Origin of the sequence: Clostridium pasteurianum BC1, assembly GCF_000389635.1 — a bacterium.
Taxonomy (GTDB): Bacteria; Bacillota; Clostridia; order Clostridiales; family Clostridiaceae; genus Clostridium_I; species Clostridium_I pasteurianum_A.
The window spans coordinates 3,296,762-3,313,326 of the sequence record NC_021182.1; the positions used below are offsets into that span (position 1 = coordinate 3,296,762).

17 protein-coding genes and 4 pseudogenes are annotated in these 16,565 nt (G+C 29.2%); 8 read left to right on the forward strand and 13 right to left on the reverse strand.

What is annotated here, in order from left to right; translation table 11 throughout:
- Positions 1-139 precede the first annotated feature (139 nt).
- Positions 140-668, forward strand: a pseudogene (locus CLOPA_RS15605) (flavodoxin domain-containing protein).
- Positions 669-1,168: 500 nt separating this feature from the next.
- Here the strand turns inward: CLOPA_RS15605 and CLOPA_RS15610 are convergent.
- Positions 1,169-1,387: pseudogene (locus CLOPA_RS15610) on the reverse strand (glycosyl transferase); the annotation flags it as partial.
- A 303-nt stretch (positions 1,388-1,690) separates the two neighbouring features.
- Here CLOPA_RS15610 and CLOPA_RS15615 point away from each other — a divergent pair.
- Positions 1,691-2,029 (forward strand): carboxymuconolactone decarboxylase family protein, encoded by a 339-nt coding sequence (locus CLOPA_RS15615; RefSeq protein WP_015616394.1) that lies wholly within the window; start codon positions 1,691-1,693, stop codon positions 2,027-2,029.
- Positions 2,030-2,062: 33 nt separating this feature from the next.
- Here CLOPA_RS15615 and CLOPA_RS15620 read toward each other — a convergent pair whose 3' ends face one another.
- The 5 genes and pseudogenes from CLOPA_RS15620 to CLOPA_RS26835 form a co-directional block, all read right to left on the reverse strand.
- Entirely contained in the window at positions 2,063-2,641 is a 579-nt protein-coding gene (locus CLOPA_RS15620; protein WP_015616395.1) for a DUF4355 domain-containing protein, read from the reverse strand.
- Positions 2,642-2,783: 142 nt separating this feature from the next.
- Complete coding sequence (locus tag CLOPA_RS15625; protein ID WP_015616396.1) at positions 2,784-3,182, reverse strand: hypothetical protein; 399 nt, start codon at positions 3,180-3,182, stop codon at positions 2,784-2,786.
- A 179-nt stretch (positions 3,183-3,361) separates the two neighbouring features.
- A complete protein-coding gene (locus CLOPA_RS15630; protein ID WP_015616397.1) occupies positions 3,362-3,988 on the reverse strand; it encodes a hypothetical protein in 627 nt (208 codons plus the stop codon).
- A 180-nt stretch (positions 3,989-4,168) separates the two neighbouring features.
- The gene (locus CLOPA_RS15635; protein ID WP_080648332.1) at positions 4,169-4,498 is read right to left on the reverse strand and encodes a phage portal protein; all 330 of its coding nucleotides are present in this window, start codon (positions 4,496-4,498) and stop codon (positions 4,169-4,171) included.
- A pseudogene (locus CLOPA_RS26835) lies at positions 4,488-5,222 on the reverse strand (hypothetical protein); the annotation flags it as partial. The pseudogene CLOPA_RS26835 and the gene CLOPA_RS15635, both read right to left, overlap by 11 nt.
- 206 nt (positions 5,223-5,428) lie before the next feature.
- On the opposite strand from CLOPA_RS26835, the gene CLOPA_RS15645 reads away from it, so the two are divergent.
- From CLOPA_RS15645 to CLOPA_RS26675, 3 genes and pseudogenes are all read left to right on the forward strand, one after another.
- Entirely contained in the window at positions 5,429-5,941 is a 513-nt protein-coding gene (locus CLOPA_RS15645; protein ID WP_015616398.1) for a hypothetical protein, read from the forward strand.
- A gap of 357 nt (positions 5,942-6,298) precedes the next feature.
- Positions 6,299-6,355, forward strand: a pseudogene (locus CLOPA_RS26670) (hypothetical protein); the annotation flags it as partial.
- Between the two features lie 150 nt (positions 6,356-6,505).
- On the forward strand, positions 6,506-6,979 hold the full coding sequence (locus CLOPA_RS26675) for a site-specific integrase (protein ID WP_347460080.1): 474 nt from the start codon (positions 6,506-6,508) through the stop codon (positions 6,977-6,979).
- A gap of 231 nt (positions 6,980-7,210) precedes the next feature.
- Here the strand turns inward: CLOPA_RS26675 and CLOPA_RS15655 are convergent, their stop codons facing one another.
- The 4 genes from CLOPA_RS15655 to CLOPA_RS15670 form a co-directional block, all read right to left on the reverse strand.
- Positions 7,211-7,510: a hypothetical protein gene (locus CLOPA_RS15655; protein WP_041710926.1), complete on the reverse strand. Its 300-nt coding sequence runs from the start codon at positions 7,508-7,510 to the stop codon at positions 7,211-7,213.
- Positions 7,511-7,985: 475 nt separating this feature from the next.
- Positions 7,986-8,831, reverse strand: coding sequence for a polysaccharide deacetylase family protein (locus CLOPA_RS15660; protein WP_015616400.1), 846 nt, complete (start codon positions 8,829-8,831; stop codon positions 7,986-7,988).
- Between the two features lie 435 nt (positions 8,832-9,266).
- Positions 9,267-9,467 (reverse strand): hypothetical protein, encoded by a 201-nt coding sequence (locus CLOPA_RS15665; protein WP_015616401.1) that lies wholly within the window; start codon positions 9,465-9,467, stop codon positions 9,267-9,269.
- A 276-nt stretch (positions 9,468-9,743) separates the two neighbouring features.
- On the reverse strand, positions 9,744-9,923 hold the full coding sequence (locus CLOPA_RS15670; RefSeq protein WP_015616402.1) for a hypothetical protein: 180 nt from the start codon (positions 9,921-9,923) through the stop codon (positions 9,744-9,746).
- Between the two features lie 291 nt (positions 9,924-10,214).
- Here CLOPA_RS15670 and CLOPA_RS26515 point away from each other — a divergent pair, with 291 nt between their 5' ends.
- Positions 10,215-10,349 (forward strand): hypothetical protein, encoded by a 135-nt coding sequence (locus CLOPA_RS26515; RefSeq protein ID WP_278245992.1) that lies wholly within the window; start codon positions 10,215-10,217, stop codon positions 10,347-10,349.
- 313 nt (positions 10,350-10,662) lie between these two features.
- Here the strand turns inward: CLOPA_RS26515 and CLOPA_RS15675 are convergent, their stop codons facing one another.
- A complete protein-coding gene (locus CLOPA_RS15675; protein WP_015616403.1) occupies positions 10,663-12,669 on the reverse strand; it encodes an ATP-dependent helicase in 2,007 nt (668 codons plus the stop codon).
- 626 nt (positions 12,670-13,295) lie between these two features.
- Here CLOPA_RS15675 and CLOPA_RS15680 point away from each other — a divergent pair.
- Both CLOPA_RS15680 and CLOPA_RS15685 read left to right on the forward strand, forming a co-directional pair.
- On the forward strand, positions 13,296-14,783 hold the full coding sequence (locus CLOPA_RS15680) for a nicotinate phosphoribosyltransferase (protein WP_015616404.1): 1,488 nt from the start codon (positions 13,296-13,298) through the stop codon (positions 14,781-14,783).
- Between the two features lies 1 nt (position 14,784).
- The gene (locus CLOPA_RS15685; RefSeq protein ID WP_015616405.1) at positions 14,785-15,162 is read left to right on the forward strand and encodes a hypothetical protein; all 378 of its coding nucleotides are present in this window, start codon (positions 14,785-14,787) and stop codon (positions 15,160-15,162) included.
- 195 nt (positions 15,163-15,357) lie between these two features.
- Here CLOPA_RS15685 and CLOPA_RS26520 read toward each other — a convergent pair whose 3' ends face one another.
- Positions 15,358-15,483 (reverse strand): hypothetical protein, encoded by a 126-nt coding sequence (locus CLOPA_RS26520; RefSeq protein ID WP_015616406.1) that lies wholly within the window; start codon positions 15,481-15,483, stop codon positions 15,358-15,360.
- Positions 15,484-15,548: 65 nt separating this feature from the next.
- The gene (locus CLOPA_RS15690; RefSeq protein ID WP_015616407.1) at positions 15,549-16,478 is read right to left on the reverse strand and encodes a patatin-like phospholipase family protein; all 930 of its coding nucleotides are present in this window, start codon (positions 16,476-16,478) and stop codon (positions 15,549-15,551) included.
- Between the last annotated feature and the right edge of the window lie 87 nt (positions 16,479-16,565).

Below are 16,565 nucleotides of genomic sequence, written 5' to 3' on the forward strand. Positions count from 1 at the left end.
ATACTATTATTTTTGTGTTGCATCTTTTTTATCTAAATAATAAAATGTGGAAATGATGTTTAATACAATGTTTAATTACTATATTGATTAATACGGACTCGTAATAAAAAGTGTATTAAGTTATTGTGGGGTGTAAATGATGAGAGCTGTGGTAATATATAAGTCTAAAGCGGGTTTTGCAAAAAAATATTCAGAATGGATTGCTAAAGATTTGTCAGCAGATATTTTTGATGTATCAAAAGATTAATATTAATATGCTGACTGTATATGATACCATAATTTATGGTGCTGGTTTGTATGCAGTAGGTATTAATGGAATAAAATTAATAACACAAACCATTGATAAACTTAAAGATAAAAATATAGTTGTTTTTGCAACGAGAGCATCACCATCAAGAGAAGATGTAATAAATGATGTTAGAAATAAAAATTTTACTACAGAGCAACAAAAATATATTAAGTTCTTTTATTTAAGGGGTGGATTTAATTATAGTAAATTAAACCTCTTTGATAAAATTCTTATGACATTACTGAAATGGAAACTGAAAAGTAAACAGGAAAAGGAATTAACAAATGATGAAATAGGTATGCTTGCTGTATATGATAGGCCAGTAGATTTTACAAGAAAGAAGAATATAGATGAAATAATAAATTATGTTAATTCATAATTTATTATTTACACGAACTAAATTTAATTAATTTCAAATATCTGTCAATAATCTAACTATAATGAAAAATCATTGAATCTCCTTTATAAAATAATGAAAGGTACACTGGACAATCGGTGTACCTTTTCACTGCTTGTACATATAATATATAGTGTAAGATGTAGCTATGCTATACTTCTCCTTTAAACTCTATAAAAGATTGCTAGTAGAATAATGTTTGCTAATTTTCACAAATATCACTCCATGATGTGCCCTCGTGGTGCATCTTTTTTAATATTGAATTAATCCAATGAATATGCTGACATTTTATTGAAATCAACTTGTTTGAGGGTAGTCGTTATGGCTACCTGTTTTTTATGTAAAAAAAATATTACTATTGAAATATTATAAAAGTATTATTATAAATATAAGGAAGTACCCCATTTATAGTTGTACAAATAGAAAACAGATGCATAGTAAAAATTACTTACATCTGTTTTCTATATTAGATATTTAAAATTTTAAGCAAGAATAACTTTTTTTCTTTTTAACTTAAAAATTTCTTCAACTGCTTTTTTATAACCACCAGCTTCTTTAAAAGAGTCACTTATTTTTTTTATATTTTTAAGATAATTTGGATCAGTTAAAACCTTCTTAACAGAATTTTTTAAAATTTCTGGAGTAAGATTATCCTTATCAAGAGAAATAGTTGCTCCTAATTCTTCAGCTCTTTTTGCCATATTATTGTCAATTTCCATTTTCCATGTATACGTTTAATATCAATGAATAAATTAATAAATATGTATTAACAATTTTATGGAATTTATTTTTATACTACTGATGAATATATTCCATAGGATTATCAATAATATTTTTTCATAACTATCTATTTAAACAGGATGTGCCTATTGTGGTTCATCTTTTTTTATTCTATAAATAAAATCTAGAAACACTGTTTAATTCAAGTTATAATTAGTACATGCATTAATACGGACTTGTAAAATTAAACGAAGTAAATATTATTTATAACAGGAGGAATAACCATGGACATTAAAAAAATGAAAGAGTATCGAAAAGAGTACAATCTGAAACTCATTCAGGCTGACGACTTCTTTAAGGAATTTGGAGAATTGGATGATAAAACATATTCTGCTGGTGCGATTGATAAAAAGCACAAAGAACTTATGGGATTAGCCATTTCAGTAGTTAGCCGTTGCAACGAGTGTATTTGTTATCACATAGAGGGTTGCCTAAATGTTGGAGCAAGTGTAGATGAGATTATGGAAGCAATAAAGATTGGCGTTATTGGTGGCGGTTCTATCACTTATCCTAATGCGAGATTTGCTATGAAAGTATTAGAAGAATTTACATTGGGAGAATAAAATATTTCATTCAGATTATTCTAATACGTTGAACTAAATATAAAAATAAAGCCCAGGCTTATAGTCATCTTTTGGCGGCTTATATGAGCCACTTGTTTTTGCGAATTCTGTTTTTACAGTTTCACCGTATTTGTTAAATAAATTAGTCAAAGTTTCAAGATTTTTGCTAGTAGCATCTTCATCATTCCCAACTACAAAGTCAGCTAGCTCGGAAGGCAATTTCTTTTCTGTCAATGTTTTCAATGCTTTATTAGTCAGATCTTTTCTCAAACTATCAGCTTCAATTTTTGCAATTTTAGCCTGTAAATCTGCTAAAGTCTTATCTTTAGGATCTGCCTCGGGATATTTCTTCTTGTATTCTTCATCTATAAGACCAGGAAGTTTATCCTTTTTAAAATTGTCAATAGCTGTCTGTACTCCATTTGTAACTTTGCTATCTGCATAACTCTGTAAATACTTCTTGCCATCTTCATTTTCTGCTAAAAACTTTGTAACTCCATTAAGTGTTATTGCCTGTGGTTCTGTAGGTGTTAAACCCTTAATGTAGTTAGTTAATTCGTCGCCGCCTTTTGTTATTGCTTCTGTCAATGCTTTTATTTCATCACCTGTCATTATTAATTCACTCTCCTTATGTCCTTATAGTTCAATTAAGTCCTATAAGTACAATTATTTTAGTAGTTTAGTGTCATTGCGGACAAAATAAAAAAAGCCTTATTTCTAAGACTTTTTTAAACTTTTTTTCATAAATAAAACTTTAAATAACTTCAGCATTCTCATCATCTTTTGTTTTTTCTTCTTGTATAGTGTCAATTTCCAAAGTGCTTTCTTTATTAACATCTTTATTTTTAACTAAGTGTTTTGAAAGTTTTGTATTAACTATACCAACACCCGCTAATATAAATGCCATACCTCCGTAGATACCAACTGAATTAAATATTGATGGTAACAGTTGTGATGGTATCAATTGTTGTTCAACGGTAGTAACACTATAGCCCTGGGCTATATATTGGCTCACTGCACTTCTATATAGAATAACATTATCAATCAATAATGCAATTCCAATAAGTGCTACAAAAATAGCAGCGGAATATAAAACAATGGAACTAACTACTTTTTTTGACTTTTTAGCTTTAGTTTTCTGCTCAGATTCCATAATAATTCTCTCCATTCTATACCTAAAAGGTTTTAATTTAATTAATCACGGATTATGTCATTATACCACCCGAACTATTGACATTAGAAAAAAATCATGAAAGTTTATATTTTATTTTCAATATGCTCATATTTGTATTAGTACGAATAACAAAAATCTCATTTCCTTTACCATCCCCATTAATTATTTGCGATATTTACCCAAACACATTTATATAATACATGCGCAGGTATTTCTGGCGCTTCACTATCATCAATAGCATATATTTTACCGTCCTGTTCCATGCAAAAGAAGCAAGTATGCTCAAATTTTGCACTCCATATGTGTTTTTTTATGCCTGCTTTTTTTGCAATATCAATACTAGCAGCTGCCTGTACTCTAATTAGCTCATTAGTTAAAAGCCTATAGCTCTCGTAAGCAGTTACATTAAATACTTTTTCAATCTGTTTTCCAGCTCCATCTATTGTTGTATTACTATTAGTTATATCAAGTATTAATTTTTTTAGCATATTCACAGTTTTGGTTTTGTTATCCCAAATTCTGTCTGAAAATAATTTCCCATCTATTTTTGTGTTCACAGCTTTTAGAATATCTTTTTCAGACGGAAAATTTAAGCTTGCATTTAATATATCAGAGTTCTTATTATAGGTATTTTCATAAACATTAGATAATATATTGCTTACCTTATCAGTCTCTGTCTTTTCTAGTGTCTTAAAGTCATTTTCTAGCTCAAAAAATATTTTGTTTGATATATTTGTCCTTTGAATTTTAGTGAACTGTAAAACGCCCTTAGACGCATATTCCATAAATATCAACGCTATTGTTTTTTTATTTTGTCCATCATGTCATTTTGTTGCTTGAATATTGGTTTCATGGCATTATTGGCATTATCCATATTATCCACACTAAGTTGCTCGATTTGATTTCGCACTGATGATATTGTATAAATCTTGCTATTCCGTGGAAGTTTGTTTACCAAATCAAATTTAGTTAGGTTGGTTTTCAGTGCTGCCACCATTATCACCATCAGTATTGTTGGTATTATCAATATTACTATTTCCACTATCCAAGGGAATACTGCCACCGCCTAATAGGATAGACCCAAAAACAGCATCCTTACTTTCCTGTTTTATTTTTGCCATTTCTCCCTGTGGATTTTCTACGAAGCTTAGCTGGGATAACGCAGTTTGAATACATAATTTATCCCCGAGCTGTGCTGTCATCATATCATCCATAGGAACATTAGGTGTAAATTTAGCTTTTACATCTTTATAATCATAATTTGTGCTTTTAACGCTATTTTGTAAATTCAGCAGTTACGTCCGGTGCGTCATCATGTATAGAATATTTTTGTCCTCTAAAATCTAATATCTGATCCGTAAATTCTGAATCTTCCTCAGCAAAAATAATTTGGCCTTTATTCATATAAGGAATAATAGTACTAATTTTATCATCCTTATTTTTCCTCTGGGCTTCATTGATAATATTAATTCCCCTAAATCTAAGTACATCATCTTTATTAATTTTAAGTTCAAGTTGGTTCGCATCCGCGCCATTGAAAGTATTTTTTTCAATGTAAACCTGAGAAATATCTGGATACTCTCTTAAAAGCTTAATGGCGTGGTCAATATACTTGTCAAAATCGGTTCTTGCATTTATTTTGGCAAGTTCAGCTTTACGAGCATACTTTAAATTATTATCAGCCTGAGATCCAACCAAAAAAGCTTAATAATCTGATTTACCCTTTGCTGTACTGGCTGGATCTATACAAAGCATAGTTTTTATAAAATTATGGGTTTCAATTTCTTTTCTTGGTTCTGTAGCAACTGTTTTAAACCACTTTTCACCTATTGAATTTACATCACCTTGAACTTCCTGCTTAAATGAAGAAGGATTCTCATAATATAAAAGTGCTTGGTCTAGGCAGTCCCAAAATTCAGACCATAAAAGAGGGTACTGCATTTCACTTTGATGTTCCCAGTAAAACTCTGTTGCATCTTCTAACCTATCTATGTTTTTAAAATCAAAGTTAATATATTTTAAATATAATAGCCCCTACTGTAAGTCTCCTCTGTCTTAAACACAACAAAACACCAACATTTCTGCTGGTGCTCTTTCAGTATTTGCATACAAGGGATACCGTATACTTTTATGATATTATTTAAATTTTACTTTTATTCTATTCTTGTAACGTATTTTATAATTTTACATACTCTATTTATGTAGTAAATTTTATGGAGGTAGTTATGTACTATACTTACAATAGAGGAGATTCAGACATTGACAATAATAATCAGGAGATTGACGAAGATCGTGCTAATCCATCTATGAATCCTAATTTCCCTATGAACCCTAATTTCCCTATGAATCCTGGACCTTCTATGAACCCTAAACCTTCTATGAATCTTGGGCCATCTATGAGCCCTAAACCTTCTATGAATCCTAAATCATCTCATCATGCCAATAAAAAATATACTAAGATGCCTTCTATGGCACCACATGCAGTCTGTTGCCCTATGATGATGCATCCAATGATGTATAATTATGATGATGGTTACGACGACGGCTACGATGCCGGCTATGACGATGCTTATGCTGATGATCCAGATGATTACTATGATGACGCAGACCCTTATTATTTTGATGACCAAGTAGATGACCCAGATTCTGATCCCCGTCGCAGACGTAGAAGAAGAATACGTAGAAGAAGACGTAGAAGACGTAGACCTATGCCTTATAGATCTTTTGAGATGTATTAAATACAAATTTAATGGAGCACTCCGTTCAAGAGTGCTCCATTTATAATCTAATTTTTAAGAGTAGGTAAGCAGTGCAGACACTTATCAAGGCGTTGGAATCGAACCATCAGCTACTCCTGCCCTTATGATTTCTCATTACTCTTATTTAGTATGAGGTAGTAGGATTCGGACCTACCCTATATTTCTACAGTCCAAGATTTTACCCCATATTTTTAACCACTGCTTTGTTAGAGTACAAAACAGAAAACTATAGGTTGATAACCTTTAATTTTAGTAACAAATTCTATAAGTGCTTATACAACAACACGTCTGTTAATTATATAAGTCTTACCTTTATAGCCTACACGTTAACCTTGTTTTGGTAATATGAATGTGAATGATATTACAGCTAACCACATAAGAAGATGGCAAAATGAATTAATTAAAAAGGAATACGCACAAACATATTTAAAAGTAATTAACAATCAAATAAGAGCTATATTTAATTTTGCTATTAGGTATTATAACCTCAACAGCATTCCAGCTTTAAAAGCAGGGATAATGGGTAAAACTAAAGCTGATGATATGCAGTTCTGGACTATAAAAGAGTTTAAAAAATTTATGGGGCTTGATGATAAACCCATATCTGGACTGGCTTTTAAAATACTCTTTTGGACTGGCATGAGGTGCGGTGAACTTTTAGCTCTTACATGGAAAGATATTAATTTAAAAAATAAAACAATAGATATAAATAAAACATATGCTAGAATAAAAAAACAAGATATAATAAATGAACCTAAAACTCAAAAAAGTAAAAGAGTAATTTCTATTTCAGATTCATTATGCAAAGATATTGAAAAGTATAAGAGTAAACTATACTCCTATAATGTTACAGATAGAATATTTCATTTCACTAGATTTTTTCTATCTTATGAAATGAAAAGAATCTGTAAAAAAAGTGGAGTAAAACCAATTAGGACCCATGATTTAAGACACTCTCATGCATCTTTACTCATAGAACTTGGTTTCACTCCATTACTCATAGCAGAACGATTATGACATGAGAATGTACAAACAACTCTTAATACTTATTCACACTTATACCCTAATAAAGGTACTGTTATTTCTAATAAACTTGATGATTTGTATTAGTACGTTTTTAGTACGTTTATTGCTATTGGTATTCTTAAATGTCTTGATTTATAATACATTACAAGGATTTGCAATGTATTCTTTAAGAATATAAGCCTAATAAAATTATATAATACTATTACAAAATATTCAATAAAACTACTCTTTTAGCTTGATTTTTCCTTCCTCCTCAACTACATATGGAAGTTTGCTAATTAAATCATATACATATTTGGCTTTTGCTCCTTGATCCTTAATTACATGTTCCTTGGATAATTCGTTATAATAAAGCAATTCACACCAAATATCCAGAAAATCCTGTTTAGTTACAAAATCAGTATTTTCATTTTCAAAAACTATAAAACCACTTTTAAAACTTTTAATTATATTCAAATCTTTAACTTTACCTTGATCTATTAATTTAAATACATCCTCCCACATTCTTGTAAACGCAATCATGCAAATCAACTCTCCCCTACTTAGTCATCTTCAAAAAATAATTAAGTCAGTATGCTAGTCTATTGTAAGTCCTACTGCGTCAACAGAACCCTCTGATAGCCAAACTATCAGAAGAACCTGTTCCTTTGTTGAATTGTAAATATACGTCGCATCTTTGACTTGTTATTTATTTTCAGATGCCTTAATCTATTATTGTAAAGCATATCATATAGAAAATTTATGTCAATGTTTTTAATTTTATAACCCATTTATAGTTATTTTTCATTAGCTATATAATCAGTAAAATAAATTAATATGTAAACATTGACAAGCTTATAAAAAATTACATACTATTATTATATCACTTTTTATATAATTATTGACAATGTTTAATTAATTTAAAATATATGGAAGATACTATCAAGACAATTATAATGCTCTCTATTAACTTGTCCTAAATAATTCTATTAAATTTCTTTAATTTATACATAATTAATCATGTTTGAAATTTAGGTATAGTCTTAAATATAAAGCCTTTATCCTTTAAATATTTTATAAACTGTAGCAAAGTATCCGCTGTAGATTTTTTAGTTGCAGCGTCATGCATTAATATTACTACATGATGCTGTTCACCAATAGTACTTGTAAATCTACTCATTAGGTATTGTGGAGTCTCCATTCTAGAATGTTCTGCATCTCCATCCAATGCATTCCAATCAACATAATGATATCCTGCTGCTGCTATAGCCTCTCTAAAACCAGGTTTGTTTTTTACTATACCAGAGCCTTCTGGAAATCTAATTAGCCATTTATCATAGCCATCTTCCCCCACAGCTTTAGTCATAGCCGCTGAACATTCCTCCAAATCTTTTAAATATGCCTCAGGATTTTTATATATTATTGCTGGTTCATGAGTATAACTATGCATACCAATAGTATGCCCTTCATTTTTTTCTCTCATTAGAAGTTCAGGATTTCTTTCTGCATTTTTTCCAATTATAAAAAAAGTAGCCTTAACATCTTCTCTTTTTAAGATATCCAAAATTTCAGGAGTAATATTGGGTGATGGGCCATCGTCAAAAGTTAGATAAGCAACCTTTTGTCCATCATTCACGTTTATTAAGCCTCTCAGTTCATCTTTACCTGGAGTTTTTGGCACTGTAGGTACAGTTTCTTTTTTTACCACCTCAGTATGGCTAATTTCTGCAACTTTAAATGGTTTATTGGAAGCTACAGGTTTTTTATTTTTCATTCCAATAAAATATGAAACACTAAACAATATAACTATTGCTATGAATAAAATTACCGAACCCTTAATAATACTCTTTTTGCTTTCTTCCATAAGAAAATCTCCCCTATTATTTTTTACTAACTCCTAATGAATATTATGTATTATGACATTAATTTATCCTGTACATACTTTGCTAATTAGTTATAAAATATAACTTAATTGTACATACAGTTACATAATAATGCTTGTATATATTTTTTTCAATGTATTTTAAAAAATTATTTTCTGTTATATATTTTTTACATTCATGCCCTACAATAAATTTTATAAGTTGTTACTTTAAACCTATGCCCTCTGTTAGTACAATACTTCTTCACTGTGTAATTATATGATAAAAATAAGAAAATATTATTTAAACATCAGTGAATTGTTTAATGAATTAATTATCTAGTAATTAGTAATGTAATAAACCATAAAAACTCCCTTATCTCTAGAAATGAAATAAGGGAGTAAATATTAACTTAAATTAAAAAGATTAATTATTCATTATATATTTATTGTTTTTAACAAATCCTGTATAAAAGGGAATGCCCCTATTTTATATAAAACTAAAGCTATAACACCTACTACAAGTGCAATTCTTAATATCTTTCCTACTACTTTTAAAATAATAACTATTGCTACTACTCCAACTAGTAGGTATAAAGTATTTACACCCATAAGCATATTTACAATTGCATTTATCACTTAAATATCAACTCCTAAAATTTTATTAATCTCTAAAAACAATACTGAACTATAACGATAATCACTTGTTGTTTCTTAGCATTAATTTATTTTATATGATATCATAACAATTAAATAATTACACCAATACAATATATAAATGCCGTAAATTTCTTAAAATTTACGGCATTTATTAAGCTTTACTAAACTGATTATTTCCTAACAATTTAATAATAGGATCACTTTAAGACACCCTCATTGACCCTATATTCAATTTAAATCTGAAAATAAAAAATATTATACTACTTTGTCTTCTGAAATAAGTTTAGCATTAAGATAATCTTCTATAACATCCTTAATTTCACTTCTGCTTAAATCATTTTCCTTTACAATTTGGCTTACTAATTTTCCTTCTTTAAATTTTTTAAGTATATCGTTTTTTACTTCATCAGTTAAAGTCTTTCCCTGGGTTCCCATAATATCTCACCTTCCTAAAATTTAATTTTTTAGAATACATTATTAATTGACGATAATTATATCATAATTTATCAAATCCAGTAACCTTTTTTTATTAAATATATCATTTTAGCTCTAATAAAATATATAAATCATAAAATTTACTATTATCTATGAAACATGTTATAATCTCTATATTACAATTTTAATTATTAATTAAAATTACTGAAAGTGGACTTAAAGAACTAGTTTCTGCAAATAAGGGATTTACTTATTGGAACGAAATAAAGAGTATACTAAGGAGGAAAGAATGTGTTTAGAATAATACATGGAATAATATTTATATTCTTTTTAATATTATTGCTGAGAATTACAATAGTAGCAATAAAATTTTTACTTTTTATTGGAATTGTAGTATTGATATATAATTTTATTAGAAAAAAGTAGTGGTATCTAAAAATCACATAAACATAACATAATTATTTTATATTTCTTCCACATTTTATTGATATCATTTAACTATACCCCTTGTGAAAAATATATTTTCACATAAACTTTGAATTTCTATTCATTGTAAGAAATAAACCTTATGCTTTGGAGTGACATAAGGTTTATTTTTGTTTTATATAATTTGCATTTTTTCTTAATTTAATAATAAATTTCATTCCATACCCTATACTAAAATTTATATAATTTAGTGAATGGAATAAAGTTTATATAATATCATGATAATTAAAAGATAATATCACTTTGTCTTCTTTTATCTAACCTTATCAATAAGCCTATTATTCCCCAGGATCACAGTATCAAATTTTCTATTTACTCCATCAGAAAATTCAATTTCTATAATTTTGCTGTCTAAAAATATTATTTTACCCTCTCCAAAGGACATATGCTTTACCTTATCGCCTACCTTAAAGCCTCCGTTACAGTCTTCATTAAAATCAAGCTCACATTCCTTTATAAATCTACTAGGCTCTTTATTTTTTCCCCTAATATCCCTGCTAAAGCATATCCAGAGATTATCAATAGCTCTGGTTATACCAACATAAAAAAGTCTCCTCTCTTCCTCTATATTATCCGGCAAGCTATTTTTATGGGGTATATTTTCTTCACAGCAGTTTATAATGAACACGTTTTTGAATTCCATGCCTTTTACTCCGTGCATAGTACTAAGTATGATACCATCCTTTTTAGTCTCTTTTCTATTATTTTTTAACTTCTCTCCTACTTCCTCTACATGAACCAAAAATGTAATTATAGAGTTATATTCCTCTGCCGCCTTTTTAAATTCCTCTATTATATCCTCCAATTCCTGAATTTCAAGCTTATATTTTTTAGCATATTCCACAATATAATCCCTATAACCCAGTTCAATTACTACATACTGTATAGCTAGCCCTAAAGACATTTTATTGAGTTTTTGAATATCTCTCTTTAATTTATCAATGTTTTTCATCTGATAAACTGGTAAATCCTCTATATTTTTAAGTACTTCAAATAAATCTTCTTTATATTCATGTTTTCTAATTATATCTAAATTTGACTTTCCAATATATCTAAAGGGTTTATTTATTATCCTCAAAAAAGCTTCTTTATCACTGCTATTAATACTGAGCTTTAAATAAGAAAGTATATCCTTGCATATAAAGTGCTCAAAAAAATTGTACTCTTTATCTAAAAGTCTAAAAGGTATACTCTTTCTTATAAAATTATCTATTAAGCCTCGACTTTCCACATTAGTTCTGTATAGAATGGCAAAATCCCTAAATTGTAAATTGTTTATAATTTTATGCTTTATAATATTTTCAGACACATCCTCTGCCTGAGAATTTTCGTTAATGTTATTTAATATACTGATATTTCCCTTTTCATTTTTATTGGCCTTTATGTGCTTTTCATTTCTCATAATATTATTTTTTATGAGATTTTTTGATATATTAACTACATTGCATACGCTTCTGTAATTTATATTCAAATATATCTTTTTTCCCTGATTAAATATCTTATGAAAATCTACCATGCAATCTGGTCTTGAACCTCTAAACCCATATATACACTGATCCTCATCTCCCACTGCATATAAATTATTATTTTCATTTAGAAGCTTAAGCATTTCTATTTGGAGAGAATCGCAATCCTGAAATTCATCCACCAGCATATATTTAAATAAATTCCTGTAGCCCTTCAAAAGCCTTTCATCCTTTTTAAATAATTCCAAGCACTTCAGCTGTAAATCATCAAAATCCATAACGTTTTTTTCAAATTTATAGGTTTCATAAGCGTCATAGCACTGTTTAAAAATAGATTTTTCAATGGATGGTATAAATTCTTCAAAAGAATATTTGGAATTTTTATATTTAGAGATATCATTTATTATTTCCCTTAACTTATCCTCACTTACTTCATCCATATAGGGTTCAAGAACCTTTTTTACTACTCTATAACCTTCATAGGCTTGTATAATATTTATCGAATTGCAGTGTCTTCTCAAAATTTTATAAAAAAGTCCGTGAAATGTACCAAAGAATGGTTCTCCAATATTATTAAATAGAGCGTTATATCTTTGTTTCATATTTAATGCAGCGGCTTTTGTAAAAGTTATAATAATAATATTTTCAGGTTTCACAGCTTTATTTTTTATGAGGTAGGCCGTTCTGTTTATTATAACTGTGGTTTTTCCAGAACCTGGTGCTGCTACAATTAATACATTATTATATTCTGTAGTAACTGCTTCTAATTGATTTTTATCTAAACTGTACTTCATCTTTAATATTACCCCCAAAGAAACATATAATATAACTACTAATATATAAACAGAGTTCCTGCCATAAGATAGAGTTCTTATGGCACCTTGTACTTAGAAACCATTATCTATGTCCCTATCCCCCTTACTCCCACTTTGAAGAAAAGTAGAGAACAAAAATCTTTGATTTTCTGTGAATCGCTTTCACAGAGTGCAAGCAGAGAACCAAAATCTTCGATTTTGTGCGAATCACTTTCACAGAATGCGATGAGAGTATCAGCGTGGTAGTCATGAGATAAACAGCAAAGCTATTGTATAAAAAATGAATAGGTATTACAATAAATATAATTCTATTATAAACTAAATATAATTGTATTTAAGCATATGAAAATGAATAGTGAGTCCAAGATGCGACGCATGTTTTGAATGATACAAGGAAACAGTTTCAGATGATAGTGAGCTATCTGATGGTTCTGTTGACGCAGTAGGATTCAAAATAGACTAGCATACTGACTATTTATTTGAATGTGCCTCAGTTTATATATAGAAAATATAAATACAATGTTAAAAAATTATTTATTTGAATATACCTTATTATACATTATATACAAATTTATATTTATTTAAAAAGATAGGAGAAATTTTTTATGGAGCTTACTAAAAATTTTGATGTGAGAAATGAAAGAAATCTCACTATGCTTGTTGACTTCTATGAACTTACCATGGGTAATGGCTACCTTAAAAACGGTGTAGGAGATAAAGTTGCTTATTTCGATATGTTTTTCAGAAGAATACCAGATGGTGGGGGATACTGTATTATGGCTGGTGTAACTCAGCTAATTGAATACCTATCCAATCTTAAATTTAGCAAAGATGATGTAGACTATTTAAAATCCAAAGGTGGATTTTCTGAAGATTTCTTAGATTATCTTAGAAATTTTAAATTTAGCTGTGATGTTTGGGCCATACCTGAGGGTAATCCAGTTTTTCCAAATGAGCCCTTAGTTACAGTTAAAGGTCCAGCAATACAGGCTCAATTTGTAGAAACTATGATACTCTTAACTATTAATCATCAAACCCTTATAGCTACCAAGGCCAATAGAATATGCAGAGCTGCTGCTGGAAGACCTGTAATGGAATTTGGTTCCAGACGTGCTCAAGGGTATGATGGTGCTATTTACGGATCCCGTGCTGCTGTTATTGGGGGATGTAGTGCTACTGCTTGTACAATATCTGAGGAAATGTTTGGAATACCGGCTATAGGAACTATGGCACATTCTTGGGTTCAACTTTTTGATAGTGAATATGAATCCTTCAAAGCCTGGTCAAAGGCATATCCAGAAGATTGCCTGTTACTAGTAGATACTTACAATGTATTAAAATCAGGACTTCCAAATGCCATAAAGGTTTTTGATGAAATTTTAAAACCACTAGGTATAAGACCTAAGGGAATAAGAATAGATAGTGGAGATATAACCTATCTTTCTAAAAAATGCAGAGAAATACTTGATGCAGCTGGTTACAGTGATGCTAAGATAACTATTTCAAATTCTTTAGATGAACACATAATAACAGATGTTTTGGCTCAGGGCGCCTGCATAGACAGCTTTGGAGTTGGAGAACGACTAATAACTGCAAAATCTGAACCAGTATTTGGAGGAGTATATAAATTATCTGCTGTAGAGGAGAAAAATTCTATTATACCTAAAATAAAAATAAGTGAAAATGAAGAAAAAATTACCAATCCAGGTTTTAAAAAAATATTTAGAATATTTGATAAATCTACAGATAAAGCACTAGCTGATTTGATTACATTACACGATGAAACAATTGATGAAAATAAAAGACTAGAAATATTTAATCCAACTTATACATGGAAAAAGAAAAAATTAAAGAACTATTATGTTAAAGAATTAATGGTTCAAATCTTTAAAAATGGAGAAGCTATTTATGAAAGTCCTAGTGTAAGTGAAATAAAAGAATTTGCCAAAACAGAAACCGATAAGCTTTGGCCAGAAGTTTTAAGACTTGAAAATCCTCACACTTACTATGTGGATCTATCTAATAAGCTATGGGATATAAAACAGAGCCTATTACATTCTTATTCAAATATATACGAAGAACAAGGAGAATGAAATGAATATTAGCCCTAAAATAGAAATATCGCAGGAGGCATATAAAAATTTATTTAATCTTTTATCAGAGCATAAAGAATACAACTGTGCAAGATTTTCCTATGTTAGTTCCTGCTGTAAAAGTGCCCGAGTTGATATAATTTTAGATGAGCTCACTGAGCATGATTTTATCCAAAAATATAATGATATTTCTATTGCTTATTCTAAAGAAATAGTAGATAAAATAAAAGGTATAAATTTAATATATAAGAATTCTACCTTTATGTTAAAATGTGAACCTTTTGATAATAGTTTAAGCAGCTGCTCTAAAGGTGGCTGCACCACCTGTTCTGGCTGTTCTGAAAAATCCAATAGTCAGTGTGCTCACAGAGATAAATAATCTATAAAATACACTATTTTTAAAATTTAAGTCTTGAATTAAATAAATTTTTGAAATAATTAATCCAAGACTTAAATTAGTTTTTTACAAAATAATAGCTACCACATATATACATCATATGAAGCTTTGAGACTAATTTTAAAGCCTGTGTATAAATAAATTTTACATGTTTTAAGTAAAGCTTTATATTAAAATCTATCTTTCCCCTTTTATCACTCCAGGAGTTGTGTTCTTTTTAATTTCATCTTCATGAACCTCCTGTGGCTTTGACATCTTCATAGCCTGTTTTCTTGTTTTCTTTTTACCAACTTCATGAGACATAAAATCACTTCCTCTCTATTAATATTTTTTACCAATGAAAATGATTTTATTCCTATAAACATTTTTCACATTCTGTATCTTAAAATATACTCACCAAAATTCCAGCCATCTAAAAAGGCCTTAGTACTATTATAGCCTGAGTGATATAATTCCATAGTCTTTTTCTTTGATAAATCAAAATCTGTAGCTTTTACTCCCTTAGTAGGAATGTTAATAGTCCTCACTGCATCCTTATCTGCCACATAAACTTCCTCATCTCTATCAAAAGCAGTGTTGATTACATCAATGGAATAGGATATTAAATTGCTTTTTCTTTCCACTGCATTTTTTTTAAAATCATTTTTTGGGGAATCATTTGTCAGCTTAAATCCAAAAGTTGGCCATTTTGGAGCAGTATCGCTATCAAATACCCAAATTGGAAAATTACTTATAAGTCCACCATCTACAATATAATCTATTTTATCATCGTATTCCAGTTTTACAGGTTTAAAGAAAAATGGAATACTGCAGCTCATTCTAACTGCTTTTGCAATACTAAATTCTCCTGGATTAATACCATATTTTTTTAAATCATCTGGCAAAATTAAAATACTTCTTCTGGTTACATCTGCTGCAATAATTTTCAGCATAATGCCTTCTTTTTCAATATCCTTAAATTTAGTCTTTCCCTTTTCCCATAATCTTTCAAACATCCAGTTTTCTATTACTCTGCTGCTATATACACCTAAATCATTAACCAACTGAAATACATTTCCTACTACAGGAATATCATTTAAAATATTTTTCTTCAAAAGTTTTGCGTAGTTCATATCCATCATAATTTCTTTTAGTTCCTTTCCTGTATAGCCTGCAGCTAAAAGAGTCGCCACAATAGAACCAGCAGATGTTCCCGCTAAGTTATTCCATTTATATCCATTTTCTTCAAGGCAGTTTACTGCACCTACAAAAGCTATACCTTTCACGCCTCCTCCTTGGAATACTGCATCGAACTTCATAATACAATCTCCTTATATAATTAATTTATCAGTGAATTTAAATACTATTTTCAATAATGTAAAAATTACTATTTTAAAGCATATTCA

Coding starts and splice junctions, on each gene's coding strand:
- CLOPA_RS15615 (WP_015616394.1), top strand. CDS start 1,691: ATGGACATTAAAAAAATGAAAGAGTATCGAAAAGAGTACAATCTGAAA.
- CLOPA_RS15620 (WP_015616395.1), bottom strand. CDS start 2,641: ATGACAGGTGATGAAATAAAAGCATTGACAGAAGCAATAACAAAAGGC.
- CLOPA_RS15625 (WP_015616396.1), bottom strand. CDS start 3,182: ATGGAATCTGAGCAGAAAACTAAAGCTAAAAAGTCAAAAAAAGTAGTT.
- CLOPA_RS15630 (WP_015616397.1), bottom strand. CDS start 3,988: ATGGAATATGCGTCTAAGGGCGTTTTACAGTTCACTAAAATTCAAAGG.
- CLOPA_RS15645 (WP_015616398.1), top strand. CDS start 5,429: ATGTACTATACTTACAATAGAGGAGATTCAGACATTGACAATAATAAT.
- CLOPA_RS26675 (WP_347460080.1), top strand. CDS start 6,506: ATGCAGTTCTGGACTATAAAAGAGTTTAAAAAATTTATGGGGCTTGAT.
- CLOPA_RS15655 (WP_041710926.1), bottom strand. CDS start 7,510: ATGATTGCGTTTACAAGAATGTGGGAGGATGTATTTAAATTAATAGAT.
- CLOPA_RS15660 (WP_015616400.1), bottom strand. CDS start 8,831: ATGGAAGAAAGCAAAAAGAGTATTATTAAGGGTTCGGTAATTTTATTC.
- CLOPA_RS15670 (WP_015616402.1), bottom strand. CDS start 9,923: ATGGGAACCCAGGGAAAGACTTTAACTGATGAAGTAAAAAACGATATA.
- CLOPA_RS15675 (WP_015616403.1), bottom strand. CDS start 12,669: ATGAAGTACAGTTTAGATAAAAATCAATTAGAAGCAGTTACTACAGAA.
- CLOPA_RS15680 (WP_015616404.1), top strand. CDS start 13,296: ATGGAGCTTACTAAAAATTTTGATGTGAGAAATGAAAGAAATCTCACT.
- CLOPA_RS15685 (WP_015616405.1), top strand. CDS start 14,785: ATGAATATTAGCCCTAAAATAGAAATATCGCAGGAGGCATATAAAAAT.
- CLOPA_RS26520 (WP_015616406.1), bottom strand. CDS start 15,483: ATGTCTCATGAAGTTGGTAAAAAGAAAACAAGAAAACAGGCTATGAAG.
- CLOPA_RS15690 (WP_015616407.1), bottom strand. CDS start 16,478: ATGAAGTTCGATGCAGTATTCCAAGGAGGAGGCGTGAAAGGTATAGCT.